General features: G+C 66.1%; 24 protein-coding genes. 16 read left to right on the top strand and 8 right to left on the bottom strand.

Features of this window, described 5'->3' with window-relative positions; translation table 11 throughout:
* Positions 1-14 precede the first annotated feature (14 nt).
* A complete protein-coding gene (locus tag AB0F86_RS11030) occupies positions 15-2,075 on the top strand; it encodes an MMPL family transporter (RefSeq protein ID WP_356983782.1) in 2,061 nt (686 codons plus the stop codon).
* A 52-nt stretch (positions 2,076-2,127) separates the two neighbouring features.
* Here the strand turns inward: AB0F86_RS11030 and AB0F86_RS11025 are convergent, their stop codons facing one another.
* Positions 2,128-2,556 carry a hypothetical protein gene (locus tag AB0F86_RS11025; protein ID WP_356983565.1) on the bottom strand — a complete coding sequence of 143 codons (429 nt, stop codon included), beginning with the start codon at positions 2,554-2,556 and terminating at the stop codon, positions 2,128-2,130.
* A gap of 129 nt (positions 2,557-2,685) precedes the next feature.
* Between AB0F86_RS11025 and AB0F86_RS11020 the strand changes: the two genes are divergently transcribed.
* The 3 genes from AB0F86_RS11020 (at position 2,686) to AB0F86_RS11010 (ending at position 6,097) form a co-directional block, all read left to right on the top strand.
* Positions 2,686-3,060, top strand: a complete 375-nt coding sequence (locus AB0F86_RS11020) for an antibiotic biosynthesis monooxygenase (RefSeq protein ID WP_225279355.1) — start codon at positions 2,686-2,688, stop codon at positions 3,058-3,060.
* A 186-nt stretch (positions 3,061-3,246) separates the two neighbouring features.
* Positions 3,247-4,674: a glucose-6-phosphate dehydrogenase gene (locus AB0F86_RS11015; RefSeq protein ID WP_356983563.1), complete on the top strand. Its 1,428-nt coding sequence runs from the start codon at positions 3,247-3,249 to the stop codon at positions 4,672-4,674.
* 1 nt (position 4,675) lies between these two features.
* Complete coding sequence (locus tag AB0F86_RS11010; RefSeq protein ID WP_356983561.1) at positions 4,676-6,097, top strand: sugar porter family MFS transporter; 1,422 nt, start codon at positions 4,676-4,678, stop codon at positions 6,095-6,097.
* Between the two features lie 198 nt (positions 6,098-6,295).
* Here the strand turns inward: AB0F86_RS11010 and AB0F86_RS11005 are convergent, their stop codons facing one another.
* The gene (locus AB0F86_RS11005) at positions 6,296-6,754 is read right to left on the bottom strand and encodes an NUDIX hydrolase (protein WP_181698270.1); all 459 of its coding nucleotides are present in this window, start codon (positions 6,752-6,754) and stop codon (positions 6,296-6,298) included.
* Between the two features lie 166 nt (positions 6,755-6,920).
* A complete protein-coding gene (locus AB0F86_RS11000) occupies positions 6,921-7,565 on the bottom strand; it encodes a TetR/AcrR family transcriptional regulator (RefSeq protein WP_356983560.1) in 645 nt (214 codons plus the stop codon).
* Positions 7,566-7,689: 124 nt separating this feature from the next.
* On the opposite strand from AB0F86_RS11000, the gene AB0F86_RS10995 reads away from it, so the two are divergent.
* From AB0F86_RS10995 to AB0F86_RS10975, 5 genes are all read left to right on the top strand, one after another.
* Positions 7,690-8,298, top strand: coding sequence for a malonic semialdehyde reductase (locus tag AB0F86_RS10995; RefSeq protein WP_356983558.1), 609 nt, complete (start codon positions 7,690-7,692; stop codon positions 8,296-8,298).
* 41 nt (positions 8,299-8,339) lie between these two features.
* Positions 8,340-11,135: a non-ribosomal peptide synthetase gene (locus tag AB0F86_RS10990; protein WP_356983556.1), complete on the top strand. Its 2,796-nt coding sequence runs from the start codon at positions 8,340-8,342 to the stop codon at positions 11,133-11,135.
* A gap of 11 nt (positions 11,136-11,146) precedes the next feature.
* Positions 11,147-12,082 carry an NAD(P)-dependent oxidoreductase gene (locus AB0F86_RS10985; RefSeq protein WP_356983554.1) on the top strand — a complete coding sequence of 312 codons (936 nt, stop codon included), beginning with the start codon at positions 11,147-11,149 and terminating at the stop codon, positions 12,080-12,082.
* Positions 12,079-12,492 carry a nuclear transport factor 2 family protein gene (locus tag AB0F86_RS10980; RefSeq protein WP_220139399.1) on the top strand — a complete coding sequence of 138 codons (414 nt, stop codon included), beginning with the start codon at positions 12,079-12,081 and terminating at the stop codon, positions 12,490-12,492. The genes AB0F86_RS10985 and AB0F86_RS10980 overlap by 4 nt, the downstream gene beginning before the upstream one ends.
* Before the next feature lie 146 nt (positions 12,493-12,638).
* The gene (locus tag AB0F86_RS10975; protein WP_356983552.1) at positions 12,639-13,256 is read left to right on the top strand and encodes a hypothetical protein; all 618 of its coding nucleotides are present in this window, start codon (positions 12,639-12,641) and stop codon (positions 13,254-13,256) included.
* A 62-nt stretch (positions 13,257-13,318) separates the two neighbouring features.
* Here the strand turns inward: AB0F86_RS10975 and AB0F86_RS10970 are convergent, their stop codons facing one another.
* Both AB0F86_RS10970 and AB0F86_RS10965 read right to left on the bottom strand, forming a co-directional pair.
* Positions 13,319-14,878, bottom strand: a complete 1,560-nt coding sequence (locus AB0F86_RS10970) for an AMP-binding protein (RefSeq protein WP_356983550.1) — start codon at positions 14,876-14,878, stop codon at positions 13,319-13,321.
* Positions 14,879-14,945: 67 nt separating this feature from the next.
* Complete coding sequence (locus AB0F86_RS10965) at positions 14,946-15,623, bottom strand: TetR/AcrR family transcriptional regulator (RefSeq protein WP_356983548.1); 678 nt, start codon at positions 15,621-15,623, stop codon at positions 14,946-14,948.
* A 97-nt stretch (positions 15,624-15,720) separates the two neighbouring features.
* Between AB0F86_RS10965 and AB0F86_RS10960 the strand changes: the two genes are divergently transcribed.
* A complete protein-coding gene (locus tag AB0F86_RS10960) occupies positions 15,721-17,034 on the top strand; it encodes a lipase family protein (protein ID WP_356983546.1) in 1,314 nt (437 codons plus the stop codon).
* A 33-nt stretch (positions 17,035-17,067) separates the two neighbouring features.
* On the opposite strand, the gene AB0F86_RS10955 is transcribed toward AB0F86_RS10960, so the two are convergent.
* Positions 17,068-17,496 (bottom strand): ATP-binding protein, encoded by a 429-nt coding sequence (locus tag AB0F86_RS10955; protein ID WP_356983545.1) that lies wholly within the window; start codon positions 17,494-17,496, stop codon positions 17,068-17,070.
* A gap of 156 nt (positions 17,497-17,652) precedes the next feature.
* Between AB0F86_RS10955 and AB0F86_RS10950 the strand changes: the two genes are divergently transcribed.
* From AB0F86_RS10950 to AB0F86_RS10940, 3 genes are all read left to right on the top strand, one after another.
* Positions 17,653-18,390 carry a VOC family protein gene (locus AB0F86_RS10950; RefSeq protein ID WP_356983543.1) on the top strand — a complete coding sequence of 246 codons (738 nt, stop codon included), beginning with the start codon at positions 17,653-17,655 and terminating at the stop codon, positions 18,388-18,390.
* Positions 18,391-18,470: 80 nt separating this feature from the next.
* Complete coding sequence (locus AB0F86_RS10945) at positions 18,471-19,520, top strand: fused (3R)-hydroxyacyl-ACP dehydratase subunits HadA/HadB (RefSeq protein ID WP_255495294.1); 1,050 nt, start codon at positions 18,471-18,473, stop codon at positions 19,518-19,520.
* 308 nt (positions 19,521-19,828) lie between these two features.
* On the top strand, positions 19,829-20,374 hold the full coding sequence (locus AB0F86_RS10940; RefSeq protein ID WP_356983541.1) for a TetR/AcrR family transcriptional regulator C-terminal domain-containing protein: 546 nt from the start codon (positions 19,829-19,831) through the stop codon (positions 20,372-20,374).
* Between the two features lie 41 nt (positions 20,375-20,415).
* On the opposite strand, the gene AB0F86_RS10935 is transcribed toward AB0F86_RS10940, so the two are convergent.
* Positions 20,416-20,802 (bottom strand): helix-turn-helix domain-containing protein, encoded by a 387-nt coding sequence (locus AB0F86_RS10935; RefSeq protein WP_225279371.1) that lies wholly within the window; start codon positions 20,800-20,802, stop codon positions 20,416-20,418.
* Between the two features lie 80 nt (positions 20,803-20,882).
* Here AB0F86_RS10935 and AB0F86_RS10930 point away from each other — a divergent pair, with 80 nt between their 5' ends.
* The 3 genes from AB0F86_RS10930 (at position 20,883) to AB0F86_RS10920 (ending at position 23,327) form a co-directional block, all read left to right on the top strand.
* Entirely contained in the window at positions 20,883-21,965 is a 1,083-nt protein-coding gene (locus AB0F86_RS10930) for a DUF6670 family protein (RefSeq protein WP_356983539.1), read from the top strand.
* 50 nt (positions 21,966-22,015) lie between these two features.
* Complete coding sequence (locus AB0F86_RS10925) at positions 22,016-22,462, top strand: PaaI family thioesterase (protein ID WP_181698282.1); 447 nt, start codon at positions 22,016-22,018, stop codon at positions 22,460-22,462.
* A 64-nt stretch (positions 22,463-22,526) separates the two neighbouring features.
* A complete protein-coding gene (locus AB0F86_RS10920) occupies positions 22,527-23,327 on the top strand; it encodes an alpha/beta hydrolase (protein WP_356983535.1) in 801 nt (266 codons plus the stop codon).
* Positions 23,328-23,339: 12 nt separating this feature from the next.
* Here AB0F86_RS10920 and AB0F86_RS10915 read toward each other — a convergent pair whose 3' ends face one another.
* Positions 23,340-23,825 (bottom strand): MarR family transcriptional regulator, encoded by a 486-nt coding sequence (locus AB0F86_RS10915; RefSeq protein WP_356983534.1) that lies wholly within the window; start codon positions 23,823-23,825, stop codon positions 23,340-23,342.
* Positions 23,826-23,876: the final 51 nt, after the last annotated feature.

Below are 23,876 nucleotides of genomic sequence, written 5' to 3'. Positions count from 1 at the left end.
TAGTTGTCCGCGTGATGCGACTCAGCGACGGGCAGGGATGGGATCGGTTCACCCGGATGGTGACCGGGCGGCGATCGTGGGCGCTGCTACTCGCGGTGTTCGTGGCCGCGATGGCTGTTATCGCGTCGGCGGGCAGCAACCAGAGCGCCGGGCAGGCGCCGGTGTCGTTGCCGTCCTCGTCGGAATCCGCTCGGGCCGCCGCTGCCGCCGACGACTTCCCTGGCGCGGACGAAGCCGCCGCGATCTTGGTGGCGACCCGCACCGATGACGGCGTGCTCACCCCGCCCGACCTGGCCGCACTCGAGGCCGCGCTCACTCGGGCCGAGGTCTCCGCGTCGGGCGGTCCACGCGTCGTCCCGGCGCCCGACGGCCGCGCCGCCATCGCCCAGATCCCGGTGCCTGCGGACCTCAACGGGTTCGCGCTGACCGATCGCGTCGACGAATTGCGCACTACCCTCACCACTGACCTGCCCGAACCGCTGCGCGTGCAAGTGACCGGCGGTCCCGCCTTCGGCGCCGACATCGCCGACTCCTTCTCCGGTGCCAACACCCTGTTGCTGATCGTCACAGCGCTCGTGGTGATGGTGTTGCTGATCCTCACCTACCGCTCACCGGTGCTCTGGCTCGTCCCGTTGACGGTCGTCGGCCTGGCCGACCGCGTCGCCACCAGCGTCGGCACCGCACTGGCCCAGCTCACCGGTCTCACCTTCGACGGCTCGACCTCCGGTATCACCAGCGTGCTGGTCTTCGGCGCGGGCACCAACTACGCGCTGTTGCTCGTCTCCCGGTACCGCGACGAACTGCATCGCCACGACGACCATCGCGACGCTCTGCGCGCCGCCGTGCGCCATGCCGCGCCCGCCATCCTGGCCAGCAATGTCACCGTTGTGCTCGCACTGCTGACTCTGCTGCTGGCCGCGCTGCCGAACACGCGCAGCCTCGGTGCGTTCGCGGCGGCCGGACTCGTCGTCGCGTTGATCTTCGTCCTCTTCGCCCTGCCCCCGGCCTTGGCGCTGTGCGGGCGAAAGATCTTCTGGCCCTTCGTGCCGCACGCCGACGGTCGCGACCCGGCCGAGCACGGCATCTGGGCGAACGTCGCCATGCGTGTGGTGCGCCGCCCGGCCCTCGTCGCCGGTGTCGCGTCGGCGGTCCTTGTGGTCTTCGCCGCCGGTCTCGCGACCACCGACATCGGCCTGTCACGCACCGAGCAGTTCCGGGTCGAAGCCGAATCCGTCGACGGACTACAGACCTTGGCCGAACACTTCCCCTCCGGCTCCGCCGACCCCGCCGTCGTGATCGCCCGCACGGCGGCCGCACCGTCGGTGCAGGCCGAGCTCGATACCGTGCCAGGGATTTCACGGGCGACCCGAACCGGAAACTCCGACACCGGTACGACGCGGTGGTCGGTGGTCCTCGACGCGCCGCCCGGCTCGGCCGACGCGTTCACCACCGTCGAGGCGATGCGGTCGGCACTCGGCGCGATCCCCAACGGTGCAGCGCTCGTCGGCGGCTCCGATGCCGAGGCCCTCGATATCCGCGACGCCGCGCGCCGGGACCAGGGACTGGTCATCCCGCTGATCCTGGTCGTCGTTCTGCTGGTGTTGCTGGCCCTGTTGCGCGCGATCCCGGCGGCGGTGCTGCTCGTCGGCGTCACGGTCCTGAGCGCGCTCGCCGCCCTCGGCGCGGGCAGCTGGATCAGCGGCACCGTGTTCGGCTTCCCGGCTTTGGACACCAACGTGCCACTGTTCGGTTTCCTGTTCCTGGTCGCACTCGGCGTGGACTACACGATCTTCCTGGTGACCAGAGCGCGTGAGGAGGCCGCGGCCCACGGCACCACCCAGGGCATGGTTCGCGCCGTCGCATCCACCGGCGCGGTGATCACCAGCGCGGGCGCGGTACTGGCCGCGGTGTTCTGCGTCCTGGGCGTACTTCCGTTGATCACCCTCACCCAGCTCGGCATCGTCGTCGGCATCGGCATCCTGCTCGACACTTTCGTGGTCAGAACCCTGGTGGTCCCGGCCCTGTTCGAACTCCTGGGCGACAAGGTCTGGTGGCCCTCGGTCCCCGAGAAGTAACCGGGAACCAATGCAGGTGCTCGCGGCTTCGAGGCGGCCCCTCCGCGAGGTGTCAGGCGGAGATCAGCAGGGCGATACCCGCCACGACCAGTGCGATCGTCTTCACCACTTCCAGCGCGATATAGCCGTAATGGCCGAGTGAGCGAGGTGCATCGAGCCCGGCCAGCACCGCGTCGCTGCGACGGCTCAGTCGCGGACGGACGGCGATCACCTGGACGGCGAGGGCGATCACCGCGACAGCGACAGCGGAACCGGCCGCGACGCCAGGAAGACCGATCATCAACGCGGCCACAAGAACTGCCGCCCAACAGGTTTCGACGATATTGAGCGCACGGAAAACGATCCTGCCGATACCGAGCCCGATCGCGAGGGTGACGTTCGGTGCGCGAAACTTGAGCGGCGCCTCGAGAAACGAGATGGCCAGCACCATGCCGAGCCAGACGAACACGACGGCGACAGCAACTGCCGATGCGGTACTCATGTCTTCGATTCTGGCGCACCCCCACCGCAGATGGCCGCGTGTCGCCGTTGAACCGTCGCGGGTGGATCGTCACCCAGCGACCACCGGTTGTGTTGTCTACCGGCGCAGAGCCGTTGAAAGGAAGGGGTCATGACGTCGTGGCATGGCGACTTGCCATTCGTCCGCACCACCGCCCCGCCCTACTATGCAGCAATTTTGACCACGGCCCTGTCGACCGATACCGCGGACTTGGCTGGATACGTCGAAGCAGCAGCGGAAATGGCGGACCTCGCAGCACAGGTCGACGGCTACCTGGGCATGGAGTTCGCCCGAGACGCGGGCTGTGGCATCACCGTGTCGTATTGGCGTGACCTGGATGCCCTACGGAGCTGGCGTGAGAACGTCGCACATGTCGCAGTGCAGCGCCAGGGACGCGAGCGGTTCTATCTCGGCTACCGGGCGCGGATATGCCATGTCGAACGCGAGTATGAATGGTCGCGGTCAACGGAACCCGGGTCGCGCTGATCGGCTTCACGCCGTTTCGTGCACCCGGTGACGCGCTGCTCACGACCTCCCGGCGCCGGGTCCATCGGCAACATAGAGTTGTCCCGCGCAAGTTCAAGCAGGAGGCGCTCCGCTGTGGGCGCAGGGTCGGATCGGCATTGCAGGCCGCGTTGCTCGTCGCAATACGCACGACAGGAGCGAAGGACTATGACCTCGGACTCGACAACTGGTGCGAACGGTTCACGTGATCAGACGCTGGTGATTCTCGGTGCGAGCGGCGATCTGACCGCGCGGCTACTGCTGCCGGGGCTCGGCGCGCTGTTGACCACCGGCAGTGTGGACAAGCTTCAGCTCGTCGGCAGCGCGGTGGAAAGCTGGGACGACGACCGCTGGCGGACGCAGGTCACCGAGTCCTTCGCGACGGTGGACGCGCGTGGGCCGCAGGTGGAAGCCGTCGTCGCGACCACCCGCTATGTCAGGGCCGATGCCACCAACGAGAACGATCTGCGCGCGTTGCTGGACTCGTGCTCGGGTCAGCTGATCATCTATTTCGCGCTGCCGCCCGCCGTCACCGAGAAGGTCTGCCGCGTGCTCACCGGATTGGACCTGCCCGAAGGCACCCGGCTGGCGATCGAGAAGCCGTTCGGCAGTGACGCCGAGAGCGCCGCCGCGCTCAACGAACTGGTGACACAGCTGGTTCCGGAAGACCATGTGCACCGGATCGACCACTTCGTCGCCATGTCGACCGTCCTCAATATCCTGGGCGTGCGGTTCGCCAACCGCATGATCGAACCCCTGCTCAACAACCAGCACGTGCACAGCGTGGACGTGGTCTTCGACGAGAGCCTGACGCTGGAAGGCCGGGCCGCCTTCTACGACGGCACCGGCGCGCTGGCGGACATGATCCAGAGCCACCTGCTCGAGGTGCTGTCGCTGTTCGCGATGGAGCCCGTGCCGTCGCTGCACGGAGACGCCGTGCGCGACGGGAAGGCCCAGATCTTGCGGGCCACCCGGATCTGGGACGACGACCCGATCGAATACAGCCGCCGCGCCCGCTACACCGCGGGTGAGATCGACGGCCGCCAGGTGCCCTCCTTCGTGGACGAGGACGGCATCGACGGTTCCCGCAATACCGAGACCTTCGCCGAACTGGTGCTCGCGGTCGATACCTGGCGCTGGGCGGGGGTGCCGTTCCGGGTGCGCTCGGGCAAGGCACTCGGCTCACCGCGCACCGAGGTGACGGTCACCTTCAAGCCGCCGCAACAAGTACCGGTCGGCATGACCGGCAGCCCGCAACCCAACCGGCTCCACATCGGAATACCCCTCGGCGCCAACACCTTCGGTCTCGACGTGAACATCAGCGGACCGGGCGACTCGTTCGAGATCGATCCGGTGAGCTTGGCCGGAGAGTTCGGCGCGGGCATGCTGCCGCCCTACGGCCAAGTACTCCGGGGCGTGATCGAGGGCATCCCACCGCTGTCGGTCCGTGGCGACATGGCCGTCCAGTGCTGGCGCATCATCGAGCCGGTCCGCCAGGCTTGGCGCGAAAACCGGGTGCCGATAGGGGAATACGCGGCAGGCAGCACCGGCCCCGAGGGCTGGGCTCCGACCGGGCTCCCCGGCCGGGGGGAATGAGATGACGAGTTCGGAGAATTCTCAACTCGACGTCCCCAGCGCGGGATTGCGCATGGTCGCTCGGTGGGGACTGTGGATCAACCTCGCCACCTTCATGATCGGCTACGCCACGGGCGTCATTTCCGGTGCGTTGCTCTACATCCGAGGCGACCTCGACCTCCACGACGCCCAACAGGGCCTGGTGACAAGTATTCTGCTGCTCGGCGCGCTGGTCGCGGCCATGTTCACCGGCGGGCTCGCGGACCGATTCGGCCGCAAAATGGTGCTCGGCGGCGCCGGGCTGCTGTTCGCGGTCGGCTTCATCGTGTCGGCGCTGGCGACGGGATTCCCGCTGCTCGTCCTCGGCCGGCTGGTCATGGGCTTCGGCGTCGGCATCGCCTCGGCACTGGTTCCCACCTACCTGGGCGAGATTTCGCCGCCGCAGATCCGCGGGCGAATGCTCACCCTCAATCAGCTGCTGCAGACGGTCGGCATGCTCGTGGCCTACCTCGTGAACCTCGCCTTCAGCGGTAGCGGCGACTGGCGCGAGATGTTCTGGGTCGGCGCGATTCCGGCGGTCTTGCTGGTGCTGATCGTGAAACGGCTGCCGGAAACGCCCACCTGGCTGATCGCGCAGGGGCGTATCGACGAAGCACGGACCACCATCGGCTCGGTCGTCGGTGCGGCGGGCGCTGAGAAGGTGATCGAGCACTACCGCCACCAAGAAGCCGAACGCCAGCGGCTTCGGGAACAGGACAAGAGTCCCGAGCAGAAGGGCTGGCGCGTGCTGCTGGCACCCCGCGTCCGCCCCGCGCTGGTCGTGGCACTCGGACTCGCCGTCCTGCAGCAGTTCGTCGGCATCAACACCGTGCTCTATTACGCGCCGACGATCATGGAGGAGACCGGCCTCAGCGCCTCGAACTCGATCGTCTATTCGGTCATCATCGGCATCGTCAATCTCGCGATGACATTCGTCTCGCTGCGCTTGATCGACCGGCTCGGACGCCGACCGCTGCTGCTGATATCCCTGGTCGGAATGGGAATCTCGGTGGCACTGCTCGGTGTCTCGTTCATCGTCGATCTCGGTTCGGTGATCCTGCTGGTGTGCATGCTGGTGTTCGTGTCGTCCTTCGCCATCGGGATGGGCCCGGTGTTCTGGGTGATCCTCGCAGAGGTCTTCCCACCCGACGTGCAGGCACAGGGCTCGGGCGCGGGCTCAGCGGTGAGCTGGTTGTCGAACTTCATCATGTCGACGGCCTTCCTGCCGCTCACCGGGGCGATCGGATCAGGACCCGTCTTCCTGATCTTCGCCGTGATCTGCCTGGTGGCCTTGATATTCGTCTACCGCCGGGTCCCCGAGACCAAGGACCGCGACTTCGCGCAGATCGACAAAGACCTGCAGGCCCGCGCCGGCAGGCACACCCCGGACGCCTCAGCGGCCTAATCACCGCAGGACGGGCGTCGCGCGTCGTGCGGTGGGGAGAGGTTCGTGCCTGACCGGCGATTCGAATCGCCGGTCAGGCACAGTCGCTTTGCCATTCCGCGGTGAACACCGGCGCGGACGTAGGAGCCATTCGTCGAGGGGCGTCCCACGAGGGCTGCGGAATCGGTGCCGGGCTGGATGCCGGAGTGGGGATCCATCTCACGACATTGCGGCGCGTCCCCGGAGTTCGCGGTACGTACCGAGGATGCCGCGGATGGAGGATGTCACCGGGAGGTGGCCATCGAGCGGCGTCCAGGCGTACCGCGCATGGGCGGTGAGCTGAATCGGTTCGAACGCCGCGACATCCACGGCGAAATGCAGTCGGCGGACGCGGTGTGCGTCGGGGGACAGGTAGTCGAAATCGCCGACGTGATGGCGGATCCCGGTGACGACAAGCCCTGTTTCCTCGCGCACCCCACGCGTCACCGCCGCGGCGAGGGTCTCGCCCGGCTTCACCGTGGCCCCGGGAAGCTTCAGCGGGACCTTGACCGGACCACTGTCGTGACGCTCCAGGAGTAGGACTGTTCCGTCGCGTTCGATGATCACACCGACTCTAGGAGCGGTGCCGTCGACCTCGGCTTGGCGGGCCAGTTCTTCCAACTCCGATGCGGAGACCATGGGGCTTACCGACTTCCGATTCCGGATCCGACCTCGCCGGATCCGACGACTGTATCGATTGAACAGGTTACCCCTCGACACCAGGTCGACGCGCTCGAAATGGGGCGGCCGTGGCAGCCGCGTCTCGCGTCGTGGGTCACCTTGCTGTCGGCGAGGATCGGGAGGGTCACGGATCGGTGCGGAAAGCGCGCACGATCAGGTTGGCGGCCTCGGTGCAGATGGTGTCGGCCTCGGTGCGGGGGAGCGCGATCGTGCCGTACATCGACGCGTGCAGACCCTGCTGGACGAGAAGCGAGACGAACTGACGGGCCGCGGTCGAGGGATCCTCGACGTCGAGTTCGCTGCGGGAACGCAGCAGGTCGGCGATCTGGGCCACCAGCTGTTTCGGTTCGCCGTCGGCGCAGGCGGGGCGCAGTGACGGGATCCGGGCCACCTCGCTGATGATGAGACGGCGCAGTGCGGACGCCCGCTCGTCGAGCAGCACCCGCAGGACGCGGTGGCCGATCTCGACGAGCGCGGCGGTGACATCGGTGCGATCCGGCCCGGCGATCGCGGTACCGAAGGTCGCTGCCACCTGGGCGCGTTCGTGCTCGACCGCGGCCAGGAACAGGGTCTGTTTGTCGCCGAAGTGGTTGTAGGCGGTCTGTTTTGCCACGCCGGCCCGTTCGGCGATCACGTCGAGGGTTGCCCGCTCGTAGCCGTCGCGCAGGAATGTGTCGATCGCGGCGTCGAGGATGGCTCGACGCTTACCCGGATCGCCCCCTGGGGGGCGGCCGCCGGGTCCGGTCGATCGCGTTGCCGATGTCGACATGTCCGTCGGCGCCTTTCACGGATGAGTGGCCTGGGTCACCAAGATTACGGGTGGACGAGCCAGTCTATCTACTATTTACTGGACTGGACTGACTAGTCTAAGTAACTCGAGCCGCGGAGGATTCATGACGGCGACATCAACCGATCTACTGGCGCTCGACGCGGCGGCGCAGGACATGTTGTTCCGCGCTGCCCGCACCGCCAACACGTTCACCGACGAACCGGTGACCGACGAGCAGTTCCGGGCTGTCTACGAACTCGTGAAGTTCGGGCCGACCTCGATGAACCAGCAACCGCTGCGCGGTGTCCTCGTGCGGTCGGACGAAGCGAAGTCGAAGCTGGTCGAGGCGATGACCGACCGCAACAAGGACAAGACCGCGCGGGCGCCGCTGACGGTCGTTCTCGCGGCCGACCTCGACTTCCACGACGAGCTGCCCAAACTGGTTCCGTTCATGGAGAACCCGCAGAACGTCTTCGCCGATCCGGCGGTCCGGGAGCCCTCGGCCACGTTCAACGCCGCGCTGCAGGTGGCCTACCTCATCGTCGGCATTCGCGCGGCGGGTCTGGCCGCGGGCCCGATGGTCGGCTTCGACGGCGACGCCGTGCGACGCGAGTTCTTCCCCGACGGCAGGCATGTCCCGCTGTGCGTCATCAACATCGGCAAGCCGGGCCCGGACGCCTGGATGGGACGGCTGCCACGGCTGGAGTACGACGAGGTCTTCGCCACCGCCTGAATATCGCGCCGCGGCGCAACTCTGATCAGTGGATAGGCACAATGACTGCTACATCGAATATTTCGACCATTCCTGTACCCCACGCGGTCAACGACGCCGGGTCGGTGGCTCAGATTCTCCTGCACGCCGCCCGGCACCATCCCACGAGCGGCACGACCTACTTGCAGCGCACCGGCGACGGACCGACCGTGCGGGTGCACCGTTCATATCCCCAACTGCTCGACGAGGCCTTGTCGCTCACCGGCGCGTTGCGCGACCGCGGGTTGCGCCCGCAGTCGAAAGTCGCTCTCCTGCTCGATGATCACGAAGACTTCGTCACCGTGCTGTGGGCGTGTTTCCTCGGCGGGTTCGTGCCGTGCCCGATGGTCGCCCAGCCCACCGATCCGACCCGCTGGGCGAGCGCGTTGCGTCATGTCGACGAATTGCTGGAACGCCCACTCGTGGTGACGTCACAGTCGATCGACGACACCATGCCCGCGGTTCCCGGGGTGGCGACGGTGACGGTGGAATCGTTGCGCACCGGCGAACACGAGCCCACCCCGTACCTCGCCTCCGCCGACGACCTCGCGCTGCTGGTCCTCACCTCCGGATCCACCGGAAACGCCAAAGCGGTGACACTCACCCACGGCAATCTGCTCAGCTCCATGGCAGCCAAAGCCGCCGTCCAGCAGTTGAATCCCGACGACATCACCTTCAACTGGATCTCGTTCGATCACGTCGCGGCCCTGCTCGAAACGCATCTGCTACCGCTGTATTGCGGTGCGCGACAGATCCATGCGCCGAGTGAGGTCGTGGCCGACGATCCGATGGAATTCCTGCGGATCGTCTCCCGCCACCGGGTGACCATGACTTTCACACCCAATTTCCTGCTCGGACAACTGAATACGCTGTTCGAACCCGACGTCGACGGCGCCCGTCTCGACCTGAGCTGCTTGCGGCATATCGTGAGCGGCGGCGAAGCCAATGTGGTCGCGACCGGAACACGGTTCCTCGAAACCTTTGCCGCCTATGGTCTACGCGAGACCGCGCTGTGGCCGGCGTTCGGGATGACCGAGACCTGCGCGGGAAGTATCTACAATCGCGACTTCCCCAGGGCCGACACCGGGCAGGAGTTCGCCGCCGTCGGGCATCCGGTGCCCGGATTACAGTTGCGGGTGGCCGACCAGGACGGGCGACCGCTGCCCGCGGGCGCTGCGGGGGAGGTGCAGCTGCGCGGCCCCATGGTCACCGGCGGCTACTTCAACAACGACGAGGCCACCCGCGCGGCGTTCACCGCCGACGGCTGGTTCCGCACGGGCGACCTCGGCCGGTTGACCGACGGCAGGCTCACTCTGGTCGGCCGCAGCAAGGACAGCATCATCGTCAACGGCGTGAACTACTTCAGCCACGAGATCGAAACGGCCGTCGAAGAACTCGACGGCATCGCCCGTGGCTATGTGGCCGCGTTCCCGACGCGTCGCCCCGGCAGTGACACCGAACAGCTCGTGATCGCCCTGCACGCCGAGACCGCCGACGAAGCCGACCTGCATCGCCTACTGACGGCCGTCCGTTCCACGGTGGTGTTGCTGTGCGGGTTCCGCCCCGGATTCATTCTGCCCCTGAGCAAAGCGGACTTCCCGAAGACGAGCCTGGGCAAGACCTTGCGGCCGCGCATGCGCCAACAGCTCGAATCAGGCGGCTACGACCGCGTCATCGCCGACACCGCGGCACTCACGACCCGCCAGCTCGGCGGATACTCGGCACCGCAGGGGGGTACCGAGTCGATCCTGACCGATGTCTACGCGGAGCTGTTCGATGTTCCGGCAACCGAAATCAGCGCCACGGCCAGCTTTTTCGACCTCGGTGGCACCTCGCTGGACATTCTTCGGCTGCAGCAGCAGATCGCCCGCCGCTTCGGCGTATCGGACCTGCCGATCATCGCCATCCTGACCGCACCGTCGGTGCGGGAGCTGGCAGCTGTCGTGGACGAGGGCGGTGGCGGGCCGCGACGTTACGATCCGATCGTGGGGTTGCAGACCAGTGGTACGAAGACGCCGCTGTTCTGTGTGCACCCCGGTGTCGGTGAGGTTCTGGTGTTCGTCAATCTGGCCAAGTACTTCGTCGGAGACCGTCCGTTCTACGCGCTGCGTGCCCGCGGTTTCAACAAGGGGGAGGAGCCGTTCCACACGTTCGACGAGATGGTCGACGTCTATACGAGCGCCATCCGACGGCGGCAACCGCAGGGTCCGTATGCCCTGGCCGGTTATTCCTTCGGCGCCGCGGTAGCGTTCGAGATCGCCAAACGGCTCGAAGCCGACGGGGAACGGGTCGATTTCCTCGGCAGCTTCAACCTGCCACCGCACATCAAATACCGCATGGACGAGCTCGATTTCACCGAGACCGCGACGAATCTCGCGATGTTCCTCGACCTGGTCACCAAGCGGCAGGCCGTCGAACTGCCCGCCGAACTGCGAGCGCTGTCCAAGGGGAACCAGCTCGCGCGCCTGATCGAACTCGCCCCGCCCGACCGCGTCGCCGAACTCGACCTGGATCTGACGAAGTTCACGGCGTGGGCCGAACTCGCCGACGGGCTCACCGGTCTCGGCCGCACGTACACGCCGAGCGGCGCCGTTCGCTCGATGAGTGTGTTCTGCGCGGTCCCGTTGCGCGGCACCAAACAGGACTGGATCGACAACGAACTGCGCAGGTGGGACGAATTCACCACCGAGGCGAACCGCTACATCGATGTGCCCGGTGAGCACTACACATTGATGGGACCACGGCACGTCACCGCGTTCCAGTCCATTCTGCGCAAAGAACTCGACCGCGCGCTGGCACAGGCCGACGCCGACCGATAGGGAGAAATACGTTGCAGGGCAAGAAGATTCTGATCACCGGCGGGACGGGGCAGGTCGCCAGACCGGTCGCCGAGGCGCTCGCCGCCCACAACGAGGTCTGGTGCCTCGGCCGCTTCGGAACGCCGGGTGTCGAGGACGAACTGCGCGCCTCCGGCGTGATCACCGAGCACTGGGACATGAACGACACGACGGCCGCGGGTTACGCGCAGCTGCCGACCGATTTCACCCATGTGCTGCACTCGGCGGTTCACCGTGGTGACGGCACCGATTTCGAAGACGCGCTCACCGTCAACTCCACCGCGTGCGCGCGGCTGATGACCCACTGTCGCACCGCCGAGGCGTTTCTGTTCGTGTCGACCGGCGCGCTGTACAAGCGGCAGACCCTCGACCACGCCTATCGTGAATCCGACCCGATCGACGGTGTCGCCGACTGGCTGCCCACCTACCCGGTCGGCAAGATCGCGGCCGAAGGCACCGTGCGAGCGTTGGCGAACACACTCGAACTGCCGACCACGATCGCCCGCCTCAATATCGCCTACGGCCCAGGCGGATACGGCGGGGTGCCCATGCTGTACTTCAAGCGGATGCTGGCCGGCGAGCCGATCCCGGTTCCGCTCGAGGGCCAGAATTGGTGTTCGCTGCTCTACACCGACGACCTCGTCGCCCAGGTCCCCGCGCTGTGGGACGCGGCGTCGGTACCCGCCCGGGTGGTCAACTGGGGTGGTGACGAGTCGGTCGGGATCACCGATTGCGTCCGTTACCTCGAAGAACTCAGTGGCATCGAGGCGAAACTCGTCCCGTCCGAGATCACCCGCGAGACCTACCAGTTCGACCCCGAAATGCGCCGCTCCCTCACCGGCCCGTGCACCGTCGACTGGCGCGAGGGAATCCGGCGTACCCTCGCCGCGCACTACCCCGCACACGTCCGTGAGGTGACGCCGCGATGAACCACACTCAGGTGACGACGCCGAACATCGCGGTGATCCGCACCGCGTACGAGGGTTTCGCGACCCGTGATGTCGCCAAGATCCTCTCCGCCATGCACGACGACGTCGAGTGGGTGCACCCGGACGGCATGCACAAATACGGCCTGGGCGGAACCAAGATCGGCCACGAGGGGATCAAGGAGTTCCTCGCTCGCGTCCCGTCGGTCCTCGGCGGCATGGTGCTCCACCCGGTCGAATTCATCGAACAGAACGACCGCGTCATCGTCCTGGGCACCCGCCAGGTCATCGCCCGCAGCGGAACCTCGACCACCTTGCCCTTCCTGCACTCCTGGACCATGCGCGACGGCAAAGCCACCCGAATGGAAGACATCTTCGACACCGTCGCCTTCCACGCCGCCATCGAAAGCTGACCCCGACCACGCCGCGGGCCGACCGCCAGGTCGTCGCCCGCGGTGGTGGTGGGGAGGGTAGTCGGTGTGGCGCTTACAAGCTGTCCATCGGCCCGAACGCAATCTGCTGCCGAGCGCACTGGTCGCTATACGGACTACGATTTGCGTTGCCATCCAAAGTGATCCAGGCGGATCAAGATTTGCGCGGCTTTGTGGCGGCATGGCTTGGTGAAACAAGGGGGAGTGCGGTGACGTACGCGGACCATCAAAGGAAAAACCTGCATCCGCAGCCAGCGCAGGGGCCCAGAGGAGACAGTTTCCAGGTTCAGCGGGTGCGGTCTCCGAAGCGCACCACCACGACAGCGGCGGCGATCTTCGCGATACTCGATGCGGTGGTTTCGTTCGTTCTGTTGGCCGGCCTCCTGGTCGGACTGTACGAAAGCTCCGTTGTCGTACCGCATTTCCCCGATGGAACCCTCAATCCATGGGTCGAGCTATCGGTTGTTCGTCTCTTGTGGTTCGGCGCTGTCGCCATGGGACTTGTCAGCTCGGGGCTGCTGCTCGGCGTGGTGTTGTTGCTCAAGCGTCGCCCCCTCGGTCGAGCGATTCTGCTAACGGCCTGTGCTGTGGCCCTGCTCGTCGCGTCGATCGGCTCCTACATTGTGCTGTCCGCGTTTTGGGATCTCGGCATGACATACGAGCCGTTGTCGATCGTTCTCCTAGTCGCTTTCGCCATATCAGCACTGATCTCGGCAATCACGCTGATTTCCGCGACAATGAGGTGACCTGCTCGCCGCATCGGTACGCGTACAGGGTTCTCGGCCTGGCGCCCGAACGGCAGCATCGGTCAGTGGAGGGTGAGGAGGGTTCGGCGGTCGATTTTGCCGGTGGGGGTGCGGGGGAGGTCGTCGACGAAGGTGACGTCGCGTGGGGCTTTGAAGCGGGCGAGGTGGGTTTTCACGTAGGTGCGGACGGTGTCGGCGTCGAGGTTGACGGTGGGGACGATGAAGGCGGCGAGGCGTTGGCCGAATTCTTCGTCGGGGACGCCGATGACGGCTGCTTCGGTGATGGCGGGGTGGGTGTAGAGGAGGTCTTCGATTTCTCCGGGGAAGACGTTTTCGCCGCCGGAAACGATCATGTCGTCGTCGCGGCCGTCGATGAAAAGCCTTCCGCTGGAATCGAAGTGGCCGAGGTCGCCGGTGCTCATCAGGCCGTCGCGGGTCTGTTTGGAGCCGCCGCCGGAGTATCCGGCGAAGGCGATCGAGTTGCCGACGTAGACGGTCCCGACGACGTCGGGGTCGGTGATTCGGGTGCCGTCGGAGTCGTAGAGCGCGACGGTGATGCCCACCGGGGCCTTGCCGACGGTCCCCGGTGCGGCTGTCCAGTCCTGCGGGGTCGCGATGGCGGCGGTGCCGGTTTCGGTGCAGCCGTAGAAGTTGTAGAGCACGGGTCCGAACGTCTGGATCGCCCTGGTGCCGAGCGCCGAGGGTAGCGCCGCGCCTGCGGTGAACACGATGCGCAGCGAGGTGGTGTCGGTGTGTGCCAATACTTCTGGGCTCAGATCGAGGATGCGCCGCAGCATGGTCGGAACCAGCACGACCATCTCGACACGGTGTTCGGCGATCTGGGCCAGCGCGCGGGCGGCGTCGAATTTTCCGTGCAGCACGATCGTGGAACCGAGATTGAGCGCCAGGATGAACTGTGACAGCGCCGTTCCGTGGAACAACGGTGCGCACAACAGCACGGTCTGCTCGCGTCGCAGCGGTACTCGAGCGACGAATTGAGCTGCCGCCAAGGGTGATTCGACCCGGCGTGGCGCGCCTTTAGGAGTGCCCGTCGTGCCACCGGTGAGCAGGACGAAACCGCCCTGCCTGGCCGGTGCCGGTGGCCGCTGGGAACCGCTGCCATCGAGGGTGAGCACGGTGATGGTGTCGGGTAGGGGAGTGGCCGCCACGGGCAGGCTTGGATCGAGGACGAGTGCGTCGACCTGCTCACGGGCGATCACATCGGTGAGCTGAGTGGCGCCGAAACCTGTGTTGAGCAGAACCAGCCGCGCACCGAGTTTGCCTGCGGCGACCATGGTTTCGACCAGTGGTGCGCCGTCCGGGTAGAGGACGCCGATGGTGTGGTCGGTACCGAACCCGTCCCGATACCAGCGGGCGGCGATGGCGTCGGTGCGCTCGTCGAGTTCGCGGTAGGTGATTCGCCGGTCGCCGTCGACGAGTGCGATCCGGTCCGGCGTCCGTTGCGCGGAACTCCGTACGCCACCGGCGATCGGGCCGTAGGTGCGCATCGTGCGTGCGATGCGCGCGACCTGGAGTGGTCGCCGAAGATCGATGACCCCGGATCGTTGGAGCGCACCGATCTGACGTGCGGTGGTGGCAACGGAATGCATGCGGCACTGCATGGCTGCTCCTTCGGTAGGTGCAGCCGATTACAACATGAGCTCTTGTTTTGAACAAGGGCTCTTGTTTTTAGTTGCTCGGGTCAGGTGCCCGCGCGGCCGCGCCCAGGCCGAGGTGGACGATCTGGGTGAATGCCGTGAGGTCGCGGATGAGGGTGTCGATGTCACCCGAAGTGCCGCGGGTGGTGTGGTGCAGCCAGTCCGAGACCGTGTCGAACAGCCCACCGATGGTGGCGACAGCCAGGGCGTGCAGGTCGACCCGCGAACCGGTGGCGGGCACGAATCCGTAATCACGCCACAGTGTTTCGAGGAATTCGGCCGCCCACCGTCGGTTGGTGCGGCGCTGCTGTTCGACCGTGGCCGAGATGGCGCTCGCCTCGCCGAAGGTGACGATGGCGACGCGGGGGTCGTCGACCAGTGCGTGCGCGAAGGCGCTGAGGGTCTCGACGACGACGGCATCGCGATCGCCCTGTGCGCGCGCCAGCGCGGCGGCGACGTCGGCTTGCAATCGCTCGCTGACCTGCTGCAACAGGGCGAGATAGCAGGCCTCCTTGCTGTCGAACAACTCGTAGAACGCCTTGTTGCCGACCAGTGCGGTCTGGCAGATCTGCTCGATGGAGGTGTTCGGGTATCCGTTGGCGGCGATCAGCTCGAACGCGGCGTGCAGGATCTGCTCCCGCCGACGGGCTCGGCGCTGCTCGGCGTCGAGCCCCTGGATTCGCCGTGGGCGCTTTTCGATCGATGTCACGCAGATCAGCGTAGCTAATACGAAATAGCAACAAGAGCTCTTGTTAACAACAAGGTGGCGTGCTGTAATCGGCGTCACCTACCGAAGTGAGGATTCGATGAAGAACCCGAGAGTTGCGCGGAGATGGGCGGTCGCCCCGCTGGCAGCGATGTGTCTGGCGGTATCGGGCACCACGGTCGCCGCGGCAGATCCGTATCCGAGCTTTCCGCCGGATCAGAATCAGCTGCCGCAATTGCCCACCGAGCCTCAGCTCTACGATCTGTTGCCGATTCCGGTTCCCGCTGAGGACCCGTGGTACGACGACCCGGCCGACCTGGGTTCCTACGCCCCCGGGCAGATCATCCGTTCCCGCACGGTGCAGACCCGGCTGCTCGGGCTACCCTTCCCTGTTCACACCGAACAGCTGCTGTACCGCAGCAACGATGTGTACGACAATCCGATCGCCACGGCGACCTCGGTGATCATTCCCGGCATCCCCTGGTCGGGCAGCCCGCGGCCGGTGGTGTCGTTCCAGGAGGCGATCGACTCGACCGACTCGTCGTGCAATCCGTCCTACACCCTGCGGACCGGAACGATGAAAGAGGCCGCGCTCGCGGTCTATTGGCTGGCCCAGGGTTTCGCGATCAATGTCGCGGACTTCGACGGCAAGTTCAACACCTTCAACACCTACGACGAAGGCAAGATGGTGCTCGACAGCCTGCGCGCCATGAAGAATTCGGCGCTGGGCCTGGCCGATTCCGGCATCGCGCTCTACGGCTACTCCGGCGGTGGCTCGGGCTCGATCCGCGCCGCCGAACTGCGTCAGACCTATGCGCCCGACGTGCGATTGCTCGGCACCGCGGTCGGCGGCTTCCCTGCTGATCTGCAGGCCCAGGCCCGCTTCGCCGTGGCCGCGCAGCCGGGGCTCACCGGAATCAGCAACTTCACCATGTGGCTCGGGTTCGCCGCGTTGTCACGAGAATTCCCCGACGAGTTCGACGCCGAGGAACTGTTGACCCCGGAAGGCCAGGCGATTGTCGCGGACATGGGCAAACGCTGTGTCTACACGATCGCGGCGGCCGGCGCGTACCGGCCGATCAGTGCCTACTTCAAGCCGGGCAAATCGCTCGACACCACCCCCGAGGTCATGCGGATTCTCGCGGAACAGAGTCTCGGCCACCACATCCCGGACAGCCCGATCTTCTGGTGGCACGGCATCTGGGACGAACTGATCCCCGCCGACGTCGTTCTACCGACGGTCCAGGACTACTGGAACCGCGGCGCCGACCTGCGGTTCTACACCATGCCCCTCCCCGAACACCTCGTCAACGCCACGGCCGGCTGGCCACCGGCGGTGGCCTGGACCAGCGCCGTACTACGCGGACTGCCGCCCGGCGACCGCTTCAAGGCCGACATCCCGCTGCCCAGATGAGAGGCTTGTACGAGTAACTGCTCGATGTGCCGATCACGCCGCGGGACGGACGTCGTGGGCGAAGGTGAGTTCGGCGTGGATGGTTTTGTGTCCGTTGTGCCGGCTACAAGACCAGGTGTTGGCGAGGTTGTCGACCACGAGCAGCCCGAGACCGCCGGTGTGGTCGGGGGCGCGTGGGTGTGGTTCACCGGGGCCGGTGTCGTCTACTTCGATGCGTACCCGGTCGCGGACGTGGTTCAGCGATATGCGGGCACTTCGCGGTGGGAGCCCGTGGCGGCGGGCGTTGCTCGCGAGCTCGTCGAACACCTGGATCGTGTCCGCGACCGCGGTTTCGGGCAATGGGGCGAGGAAATCGCGCACCATGACCCGCGTGCTCGCGGGCGTGAGGGAGTCCAAGTCGACCTCCAGGCCCTCGTTGTGGACCGTGTTGCGGCTCCGGGCTTCCAGTATCGGTCTCGTCATGACCCTTCCCTCCTGCCTCGTGGCTTGCTACAGCACGGCTACCCGGCTGAGCCGTTGCGAAACGGTGGCCGACCGAAACGAATTCCGCCACAGGGATTTTGAATCGAGATAGATCCGGACGTTCGATGACCAGCGAATGTCGGGGTTCTCACTTCTATGTGCGACCGGTCGAGCCCAACTCCTAGCGTCGAGGGCATGACAGAAAAGACGATTCCCAGACTGATGGCACGGTCGATCGAGTCGGTGGGTGAGTTCTATACCGCAATCGGATTCGAGATCACGTTCGAACAGACGGCGCCCTACCAGTTTCTGAGTGTGAAACGTGGGGGGATCGAGCTGAACTTCTACGGAGACAAGGATTTCGATCCGACTTCCTCGACGCACGGTTGCCTGGTCGACACCGACGACGTCGATTACCTGTACGAGATTTTCACAGAGGGGCTGCGCGAGGCGTACGGGTCGGTGCCCGTACACGGTGTGCCGCGGGTCGGTGCGTTGACGGACAGGAGCTACGGGGTGCGCGAGTTCCTGGTGACCGATCCGGGTGGGAACACGATCCAGGTCGCGCAGCCGATCAGCCCGGATCAGCGGCACCGGCCGTTGCCGAAGGAGACATTCGATCGGGCTGTCCACATGGGGTCGCTCTTCGCCGATTCCAAGCAGGATCTGGAGCTGGCGGTCGAGGTCCTGGATCGAGCCCTCAGCCGCACCGATGAGGAGCCGACGGCGGTCCAGTTGATCAAGCTGTTGGTGGTTCGGGCGGATGTAGCTGTGCGCCAAGACGATCCGGCTCTGGCACGGGAACTGCTGGCTCGCGCCAGAGGAGTCGGGATCGAGGGGGCGGAGCTCGGTGATGCGCGTCGACGGATCGCGGAGCTCGAAGCCGGACTGTGAGCGGGACTGGCCATTCGCTCTCGACACTCCGGGCTCCGGTGACACCGTCGACACGGCAACGGACACTACTCTTGCTCGCTATGGCGATGACCAGCACGAAGATCGGGGGAGCGGCGGTCGTTGCCCTCCACCCGTCGACCATGGTGGGGTGCACCTATCGCTGCGACGACCGGTATGTCGTGGGGCGAGAGGAGATCCGTCAGTTCGCGCGGGCGGTCCAGGACAGTCATCCGGTGCACCGGTCGGAATCTGCCGGTGTGGAGTTCGGCTACGGAGGGCTGATCGCGCCGCTCACCTTCTTCGCGATTCCCGCGTTTCGGGCGCAAAGGGCGATGTTCGACACCGTGGCCGGTGGATACGATTTGAGTCGGATCATGCAAACCGATCAGGTTGTCAACTACCACAAGCCGATTCGTCCTGGTGACGCACTGACCTGCGATGTCGGCTTCGAGTCGTTTCGCGGTGCTTTCGGGAGCGAACTCTTCGAATTCAAAACAGAGATCACAGACCAGCACGATTGCCCGCTGATCACTTCGCGGACTAGTTTCGTCGGTCGAGCGGAGGGCGGCGCCACCAGGTCTCACTCGGCCGATCACCTTGTGATGCGCGGTTTTCACGACTGGCCGTCGGGTGCTGGACTCCGCCCACGGGCTCGCAATGGATCAGATCCACGTCCGAGATCGGAGCCGGGCGCACACGGTGGCCATACGCGTCGCTTCGAGTCCGTCACGGAGGGCGAGCAGCTACCCCCACGGGTCTTCTCTCTCACCCTCGGGGACCTGGTCAACTATGCCGGTGTGGCCGGTGACCCGAATCCGATCCACTGGCACCCGCAAGCCGCGCAAGCGGTGAACCTGGACGCTCCGGTTGCTCACGGCATGCTGACCGTGGGCCTGGGCGCGGGTTATCTCACCTCGTGGCTGGGCGATCCCGGCGCTGTCCTCGAGTATGCGGTCCGGTTCACCAGCCCGGTCTATGTCACCAGCGCCGGCGCGAGTGTCGAGTTCTCGGGGACCGTGAGGTCGGTCGATCCGCAGCAGCGGACAGCGGTCGTGGCAATCGTCGCCACCTGTCGGGGTCGGAAGATCTTCGGCCGAGCAACGGCGAAGGTCCGACTCTCGCCGACCTGACAACCGGATCGACTACCCGGTCTGCTGCGGCGGAGGAGCGAGGTCGCTCGGCGGAGTGGATGGTCGAATTGCCATGCCCGGCCAGGAAATTCCGCGAACCCCACCCGGGCCGCGAGCGACGCGGACTCCTTCGGTGGTGATCCGAGGGCGATAGATGGTTGTCCGGTGACCGAATGCCGGGTCGAGATCGACGGAGTCGAACAGTCCCATCCTCGTCAACCACTGCGACGCACGGACTACTTCGTTCTCGGTGAGGGATTCGCCCGGCCAACCGACCGACGCCCCGACGGCGAAGGCGCCGAGGACACGTGTCCGGGCGTGACGATCTGCTGGCCGGGGTGGTCGATCACCTCGTCGACCAGCTCTACGAGCAGAACCTGATGGAGCCCGACGGTGCGGGCGGCAGCTGGCAGGGTTATCTGCAGCGCCTCGCGCACGGCGTGCGCCGTGTCGCCATCGAGCACCCCGAGGTGTTCCCGTTGATGGCATCCAGCCCGCCGCAGGCGCCCTGGCTGTGCCCGCCGTTGCGCAGCCTGAACTGGATGGAGTCCTTCCTCGGCACCATGCTCCGCTATGGGTTCGACGACCGTCAGGCGGTTCAGGCCTACCGTTCCTTCGCCACATTCCTGCTGGGCCACCTCCTGCTAGAGGTGGCGACCAGGGGAGTCGAGCTGAGCCCGGTCACCACCGCCGAGCCCGGGCAGCACGAATCCTCGGATCTGGCCGACTACCCGAACGTGCATCGCCTACAGAGTCACCTGGCGGCCGACCGCGCGGCCGATGAGTTCGAAGAAGCTCTCGAGGCGCTACTCGATCGCCTCGAAGCGATGCGCCGCGCTCGACCACGCCCCTGACCGCCGGGCTCGACCCGGCCGGTTGCCACCACCGACGGCGATCAGAGCAACCCGTCGTGGCTGGGTGGTTGGCCCAATTCGAATTCCTCGGCACCGAGCCGACGGGCCCAGCTGTGTGACCATGCCTTCAGTGGGGCGAGCGCGTAGAGCAGTTCCACGCCGATCGGGGTGAGAGCGTATTTGCCCGCTTCGGTGGTGTACACGACTTCGACGGTGACGAGTTCGCGCAGCCTTGTGCTCAGCACGCTCGAGGAAATGTCGGGCAGCGCGCGGCGGAGGTCGCGAAATCCGAGCGGCTCGGTTCGCAGTTGCCACAGCACCAGGATCGCCCAGCGGCGGCCGAGAAGATCGAACGCGGCCATGAGGGGCTGGCCCGTAGCAGAACCCCGAACCGCGACTCCGGGGCGGGGGACTCTTGCGTCACTCATCCACAAGACCCTAGTGTGGTTTGAAAATCGAACCACCATGACCGGGGTGATTCGCCGGAGTCGCCACGAAGGAGTAAGAGATGGCCCGAACTGTCCCGGTAGTCGCGCTGGATTCGATGCAGCGAAACCGAGGTGTCCTGTCGGCAGTGGCCGCGGCCGCGGGCGGCCGACGGATCACCTTGGCCCGCGCCGACCCGAGGCGTCTGACGCTCTCGCCGTCACGCTCGTGGCGAGCGGCGTGCGTGCACTACGGGGTGATGATCCCGGATCTCCCTGCGCCGCACCGTTTCCTGGCCACCATGATCGTCATCGGCAAGTCCGGAACTCGGGCGTGGGACGACGACAATGCCGTGGTTCATACCGCCCGCGACACCGTCACCGTCGCCCATGGCACCGCCGCCGCCGGGCACGATCCGTTCCGGATCTATTCGGCGCGCGACGACTGCGATCTCCGCGACGACGGCGGACACCTGCGATTCGGCGACGAGTTGACGCTGTCGGGAACCTTCCCGAACTTTCGTCTGCGGTCCCGGTTCGATGACCTGGCCGTGGATCTGGAGCTGACGGCCACCGGCGAGACGCTCTGGTTCATCGACAATCCGCTCTACCGGCATGTGGCCCTGTTCGCCCACTACTCGGGCACAATCACGCACGCCGGGCAAACCACGCGAGTCTCCGGACTCTGCACCTACGAGTACGCGGTGATCCGCTCACCCCAGATGCTGCGCGCCCAGCCGCTTCCGCCGTCCCGCAAGATTCCCCTCGACTTCTTCACCTACCACATCATTCCTGTAGACGAAGACACTCGGCTGATCCTGGTTGCCACCGGCGTAGCCGGTCGACCGGGGTGGCTGGCCGCCTATTGGCGCAGCGAAGCGGGCGGGGTCTGCGCACTGGGCAACCAAGTGACATTCGAAGTCTTGTCGACGCAACCAGTTCCGCAGGTCGCCAACGCCACCCCGGCCATGACCATGCCCGACACGTTCCGCTGGACCGCCACCGACGGCAAAGGGAACACCGCCGTCGAGATCACCGGCACCGTCGACACCGAATGGCTCTACGCGGGCATGGGCTATATCGGCGGATTCCGCTACCACGGCCACATCGCCGAGCACCGCGTGGACGGCCTCGCCTACCTCGAATACTCCGACCGACGCCGTTGACCGAGCCCGCTGATCGACACACGTCCCGCCGCGATGAAGGATCGAACCTGATGAGCCACCCAACCGACCTGTCCACCATGACCGGCCTCGAGGTCGTGCGTGCCTTGGCTGCCGTCACCGACGAACGCCCCTCGATCGCCCGGTTGATGGGCATCACGATCCATACCGTCGACAGCGGCGAAGTCACCGGATCGGTCACTCCCCAACCGGATTTCGCCAACGCCCTCGGAACCGTGCACGGCGGGATCTGCGCGACACTTCTCGACGCTGTCATGGGATGCGCGGTGCACACCATGCTGGCTCCCGGAGTCGGCTACACAACCCTCGAACTCAAGGTCAACTACCTGCGGACCGTGTCCACCGACGCGGGTCCCCTCACCGCCACCGGTTCGGTGATCCACGCGGGCCGCACGACCGCAACCGCCGAAGGACGCGTCCACGACGACAAGGGGCATCTGGTCGCGCACGCCACCACGACCTGCCTCATCCTCAGCTGAATCAGCTCTCCGCTCCACATTCCGCACCAGCCGGATACGGGCCGACGCTTCCCGAAGGACGATCATGAACGCAAACCGACCACCGCTGGTTTTGCTGCACGGCCTCACGATGTCGGAACGCGCCTGGGCCGACGTTGTTCCGCTGTTGGCGCCGCACCACCACGTCATCGCCCCTACGCTGCTGGGCCATCGCGACGGACCGAAGCCGACACAGCGGCCGACCCGGGTGAGTCATCTGGTGGATGACATCGAAGCGCTGCTGGATACCCTCGGCCTTCACCAGGTGCATCTGGCCGGGAACTCCCTCGGCGGATGGATCGCGATCGAACTGGCACGCCGAGGCCGGGCCCGCAGCGTATGTGCCCTGTCTCCGGCCGGGTTCTGGGAACCGCGCCGCGCCAGTCGAACTCACGGGACCTCGATCATCGCTCGCGAGGCGGCAACCGCTCGTCTCGGCAGGCCCTTGGCGCCGCTCGGCTTGCGATCACCCCTGATCCGGCGGCTCGCACTGCGCAACATCGCGACTCGTGGCGACCGAATCAGCAGTGCGCAAGCTCTCGATATCGTCCATGACCTGACCGAATGCCCGGTCACCACCGACCTGCTCAGCACCGACGAGTACATCGCACCTCTGCCGGATCTCCCGTGCCCCATGACGGTGGCCTGGGCCGAGGACGATCGCCTCCTGCCGCTCGTGGTGAACATCCCCATCGCCCGGCTACGCCTCCCCGAACAAACTCACTTCCGGGTCCTCCGAGGCGTCGGTCACGTCCCGATGATCGACGATCCCGAACTGGTCGCGGGAACCATCCTCGCCACCACGGCCGGCCATCCGCAGCCCGAGGACCCACACCGCCCTGACTGAGGGTTTCGGCCACTAACTGGGCGCGGATCCTTCGTTCCGGGTGCGTTCTGCGACCAGGTCAGTCTGCTCCTGGTGGACGCGCAGGGCCGTGGCGAGGAAGTCGAGAATCAGCCGCAGTTGGTCGCTGTCGTAGCGTTCGAGCGCGGTCGCTCCGGCCCGACCCACGGGTTCGAAGAGGAGCTCCGCCATACGCCGCGCGTCCGCGGTCGGCTCGATGAGCACGCGCCGCCGATTGTCCGGATCCTGTGCGCGCGAGACGTATCCGACCCGTTCGAGCCGGTCGATGACCGTGGTGGTGGCGGCCGGGCTGAGCCGCAGCGCGGTACTCAGCTCACCCGCGGAGAGGGGGCCGCGTCCCAACACGATGTCGAGACACCGCATGTCGGTGCGATTGAGCCGCAAGTGCGCGGCGACCGCCTCGTCGAAGGTGTCGAAGCTGCGCTGTAGCAGCCGCAGCTGCTGTCCGATCTCGGCGATGAATTCAGCATCTTTCGACATTCGAAACTTCCTGTTATCGTTTATTTCGACGATCGAAACGATAACACCGAG

The sequence above is a fragment of the Nocardia sp. NPDC023733 genome, assembly GCF_040639775.1.
Taxonomy (GTDB): domain Bacteria; phylum Actinomycetota; class Actinomycetes; order Mycobacteriales; family Mycobacteriaceae; genus Nocardia; species Nocardia rosealba.
The sequence above is the reverse complement of the archived record's forward strand: the minus strand, read 5'-3'. Positions and strand labels throughout refer to the sequence as shown.